The organism is Brevundimonas sp. (assembly GCF_036399195.1).
Lineage (GTDB): Bacteria > Pseudomonadota > Alphaproteobacteria > Caulobacterales > Caulobacteraceae > Brevundimonas.
Genome location: NZ_DASWNO010000005.1, coordinates 1 through 4,406, shown reverse-complemented (window position 1 = coordinate 4,406; position 4,406 = coordinate 1). Strand labels below are relative to the sequence as shown.

The 4,406-nt window shown below is 69.3% G+C and carries 6 protein-coding genes; 5 read left to right on the top strand and 1 reads right to left on the bottom strand.

Going from position 1 to position 4,406, the window contains the following annotated elements; all coding sequences use genetic code 11:
* The 3 genes from VGB60_RS00500 to VGB60_RS00490 form a co-directional block, all read left to right on the top strand.
* Positions 1-933, top strand: a 933-nt coding sequence (locus tag VGB60_RS00500) for an FAD-binding protein (RefSeq protein ID WP_331036335.1), incomplete at its 5' end; no start/stop codon positions are given.
* Positions 934-935: 2 nt separating this feature from the next.
* Positions 936-1,736, top strand: coding sequence for a succinate dehydrogenase iron-sulfur subunit (locus VGB60_RS00495; protein WP_331036334.1), 801 nt, complete (start codon positions 936-938; stop codon positions 1,734-1,736).
* 89 nt (positions 1,737-1,825) lie between these two features.
* Positions 1,826-2,383 carry a DUF4142 domain-containing protein gene (locus VGB60_RS00490; protein WP_331036333.1) on the top strand — a complete coding sequence of 186 codons (558 nt, stop codon included), beginning with the start codon at positions 1,826-1,828 and terminating at the stop codon, positions 2,381-2,383.
* Positions 2,384-2,392: 9 nt separating this feature from the next.
* Here VGB60_RS00490 and VGB60_RS00485 read toward each other — a convergent pair whose 3' ends face one another.
* The gene (locus VGB60_RS00485) at positions 2,393-3,238 is read right to left on the bottom strand and encodes an MBL fold metallo-hydrolase (protein WP_331036332.1); all 846 of its coding nucleotides are present in this window, start codon (positions 3,236-3,238) and stop codon (positions 2,393-2,395) included.
* A 72-nt stretch (positions 3,239-3,310) separates the two neighbouring features.
* Here VGB60_RS00485 and VGB60_RS00480 point away from each other — a divergent pair, with 72 nt between their 5' ends.
* Together VGB60_RS00480 and VGB60_RS00475 are read left to right on the top strand one after the other, a co-directional pair.
* On the top strand, positions 3,311-3,631 hold the full coding sequence (locus tag VGB60_RS00480) for a 2Fe-2S iron-sulfur cluster-binding protein (protein ID WP_331036331.1): 321 nt from the start codon (positions 3,311-3,313) through the stop codon (positions 3,629-3,631).
* 77 nt (positions 3,632-3,708) lie between these two features.
* Positions 3,709-4,406: kinase (locus VGB60_RS00475; RefSeq protein WP_331036330.1), on the top strand; the 698-nt coding region annotated here is incomplete at its 3' end.

Below are 4,406 nucleotides of genomic sequence, written 5' to 3'. Positions count from 1 at the left end.
CTGGCGCCGCGCGACATGGTCAGCCGCTCCATGACCATCGAAATCCGCGAAGGCCGCGGCGTGGGTCCGAACAAGGACCACATCCACCTGCACCTCGACCACCTCGACCCGGCCATCCTGCACCAGCGCCTGCCCGGCATTTCCGAGAGCGCCAAGATCTTCGCCGGAGTCGATGTGACCAAGGCGCCGATCCCGGTGCTGCCGACGGTGCACTACAACATGGGCGGCATCCCCACGAACTATCACGGCGAGGTCCTGACCAAGGTCGGCGACAATGCGGACTCCGTCGTGCCCGGCCTGATGGCGGTGGGCGAGGCGGCCTGCGTCTCGGTGCACGGGGCCAACCGCCTGGGCTCCAACAGCCTGACCGATCTGGTGGTGTTCGGCCGCGCCGCCGGCCTGCGCTGCGGCGAGGTGGTGGACAAGGCCTCGGCCGTGCCCGCCGCTCCCGGCTCGGCCACCGACGCCCACCTGGCCCGGCTCGACCGCTTCCGCCACGCCAATGGTTCGACCCCGACCTCGAAGCTGCGCATCGACATGCAGCGCGCCATGCAGTCCGACGCGGCGGTGTTCCGCACCGGCAAGACGCTGGAGGAGGGGACGGCCAAGCTGCGCGCCATTCACGCCGGGGGCGCCGACATCCGCACCACCGACCGCGGCCTGATCTGGAACACCGATCTGGTCGAGACGCTGGAGTACGACAACCTGATCGATCAGGCGCTGGTCACCATCGAGAGCGCGCTGAATCGCACCGAGAGCCGGGGCGCCCACGCCCGCGAGGACTTCCCCGACCGCGACGACGTCAACTGGATGAAGCACACCCTGTCGTGGAAGATCCCTGGCGAGGCGGTCAAGATCGACTACCGCCCGGTCCACAACTACACGATGTCGAACGACATCGCCTACATCGAGCCCAAGACGCGGGTGTACTGAAGATGGTCCAGCTCACCCTCCCCAAGGGCTCCAAGCCCACCACCGGCAAGGTCTACAAGGCCCCCGCCGGCGCGAAGAACGTCAAGACCTACAAGGTCTACCGCTACGACCCCGAGGTGGACGCCGATCCCCGCTGGGACGTGTTCGAGATCTCGGCGGACGACCACGGGCCGATGCTGCTGGACGCCCTGATCCACATCAAGAACGAGATCGACCCGACCCTGACCTTCCGCCGCTCGTGCCGCGAGGGCATCTGCGGCTCGTGCTCGATGAACATCGACGGGCGCAACACCCTCGCCTGCACCAAGGGCTGGGAGGAGTGCTCGTCCTCGACCATCGCCATCGCCCCGCTGCCGCACCAGGCGGTGGTCAAGGACCTGGTGACGGACTTGTCGCTGTTCTACGCCCAGTACGACTCGATCCAGCCCTACCTCCAGTCCGACGACCCCGACCCCGAGACGGAACGGCTGCAGACGCCTGAGGAGCGATCCAAGCTCGACGGCCTGTACGAGTGCATCCTGTGCGCCTGCTGCTCGACGTCCTGCCCGAGCTACTGGTGGAACCAGACGGAATATCTGGGCCCTGCGGCGCTGCTTCAGTCCTACCGCTGGATCGCCGACAGCCGCGACGACGCCACCGACAAGCGGCTCGACGACCTCGAGGACCCGTTCAAGCTCTACCGCTGTCACACCATCATGAACTGCGCCCAGGTGTGCCCCAAGGGTCTGAACCCGGCCAAGGCCATCGCCGAGACCAAGAAGCTGATGGTCTCGCCGTCGCGGAAGAAGACCGAGGCGGCCTAGGGCTCCAGAGTCGGGCAGGCGGCACAGGAACGCCCCCCGCCTCAGTCGGTTGGCCGGTGGCGCATCAACGCGCCCTCAGGAGCCATTCGATGAAACGCCTCATTCTGTGCGCGGCCGCCGCCGCGCTCATGTCCGCCTGCAGTTCCATGCCGACCGGGGAAGCCGCCGCGGTCGCCACCGCCGCGATGGACCAGCCCGCCCCCTCGGCTGCAGAGTACACCCGCATGGCCGCGGCCAGCGACCTGTACGAGATTCAGTCCAGCCAGCTGGTGATGCAGTCCGCCAACGCCGACCTGCGTCGCTTCGCCGGGATGATGGTCGAGCACCACACCATGACCACGGCGGCCCTCACACGCGCCGCCCAGGCCGCCGGCATGACGCCGCCGGCGCCGGCGCTGGACACGCGCAAGGCGGACATGATCCGTCAGCTGCAGTCGGCCCAGGGCGCCGCCCGCGACAGCCTCTACATGCAGCAGCAGGTCATGGCCCACCAGGAGGCGCTGACCCTGCACACCAGCTATTCGCGCAACGGCGACACGCCCGAGCTGAAGACCGCCGCGACCGCCGCCGTGCCGATCGTGGCCCGCCACTACAACGAGATCACCGCCATGCAGCGCAGCGGCGGCGGGGGTCACGCCGGGCACTGACTTAGGGGATCAGACGAGCGGCGCGCCGGCGGCGCACCGCTCGTACTCCACCGCGTCGTGCGCGCAGATCATCCGCACGCCGGCGGACCGGTCCAGCGACAGCTCGCGCAGCCGCTGCTGGTTGGCCAGCCGCGCCTCGCGCTCGACCTCCATCAGGTTCTGGTACAACCTCAGGCCGGGGGTGCAGCGCCGATCCGGACGCCGCACCTCGTCGCGGTGGAAGTAGGCGTCTCCGGCGTGCAGCAGCCAGCCGCCCTCGGCCTGCACCGCTACCCCCGCGTGGCCCCAGGTGTGCCCCCTCAGCGGGATCAGCAGGATCTCGGGCGGCAGGCCCTCCAGATCACGGACCGCATCGAAACCGAACCACCCTTCGCCGCTCGACGCCTCATAGTCCCGCCAACCCTGCACGGCGTCCAACTGCATGGGCCGATACCGTTTCTTCGAGGCGATCCCGCCGTCCCGCCGCTGCGCCGCCGACAGCTCCGCCCGGGTCAGGTGGACCTTCGCCTGCGGAAAGTCCTCCAGCCCGCCCGCGTGGTCGAAGTCGAGGTGGGTCAGGACGATGTGCCGAACGTCGCGCGCCGAATAGCCCAGCGCCTCGACCTGCCGCAGCGCCGTCTCCTGTTCGCGCAGCCGGATGTTCAGCAGGCCGCGCATGACCCGGCTGATGCGCGGGTGCGGCTCATGCACGTCCTTCATGCCGTAGCCGGTGTCGATCAGCACCAGCCCCGACGACGACGTTTCGACCAGCAGGCAGTGGCAGACCAGCCGCGCCAGCGGGCCCTTGCTGCGCCCATCCATCAGCGCCCCGCCGAAGGGGCAATCGGTGCCGCAGTTCAGATGATGTATCTTCATGAACCGGCGAACCGCGAGCCCGGGGCATCGTTCCGCATTGCCAGCGCCGATTTGCGCGCTAAGAGCGGTGCGATGGCGAAGATTACCTACATCGAGCACGACGGCCGCGAGCATTCGGTCGACGTCAAGAACGGCCTCTCCGTCATGGAGGGCGCGATCCGCAACAACGTGCCGGGCATCGACGCGGACTGCGGCGGCGCCTGCGCCTGCGCCACCTGCCATGTCTACGTCGACGAGGCCTTCGCCGCCGAGACGGGCCGCGCCTCGGCCATGGAGGAGTCGATGCTGGACTTCGCCGAGAACGTCCAGCCGAACAGCCGGCTGTCGTGCCAAATTCGGGTCTCGGACGATCTCGATGGCCTGATCGTCCGCCTGCCCGAGAGCCAGCACTGACCGGCCGCCCGAGCCCGGCGGATCCCCGGCTCGTCGATCTGGTCGGCCGCCTGATCGAGGCTGGCCCGAAGGCCGGCGTGGGGCCTCCCGTCATCGCCATCGTGGGCGCCCAGGGGTCGGGCAAGACCACCCTCGCCCGCGCCGCCGCCGAGACCTTCGGCGGGGTGCAGATCTCGATCGACGACGTCTATCTGACCCGCGCCCGGCGCGAGGCGATGGCGGAGGAGGTCCACCCGCTGTTCCTGACGCGCGGACCGCCGGGCACGCACGACCTCCGCATGCTGGCGCGTCTGATCAAGGCGCTCGCCACGGCGCGGCCGGACGACAAGACCCTCCTTCCCGACTTCGACAAGCGAGGCGACGACCGACGGCCCATCCGCGACTGGCGCGTCTTCGAGGGACGGCCGCGCGCCATCCTGATCGACGCCTGGTGTCTCGGCGCCCTGCCCGAGGACGAGGCCGACCTCGCCGAGCCGGTCAATGCGCTGGAGCGCGACGAAGACCCCTCCGGAGACTGGCGCCGCGCCGTGAACGGCTTCGTCGGTGGTTCGTACGCGGCCTTCGCCGATCGTTTCGACGCCATCCTGTTCCTCAAGGCGCCGGGCTTCGACGTCGTCCTGGACTGGCGCAGCCAGCAGGAGGCGGACCTGCTCGGAGTCCGGCCTGACAGGCTGCCCCAGGCGGAACGCGAGCGGCTGGCGCGCTTCATCCAGTATTTCGAGCGGATCACCCGGCGCATGCTTGCGGGCGGCGTCCGCGCCGACGTCGTGGTGGA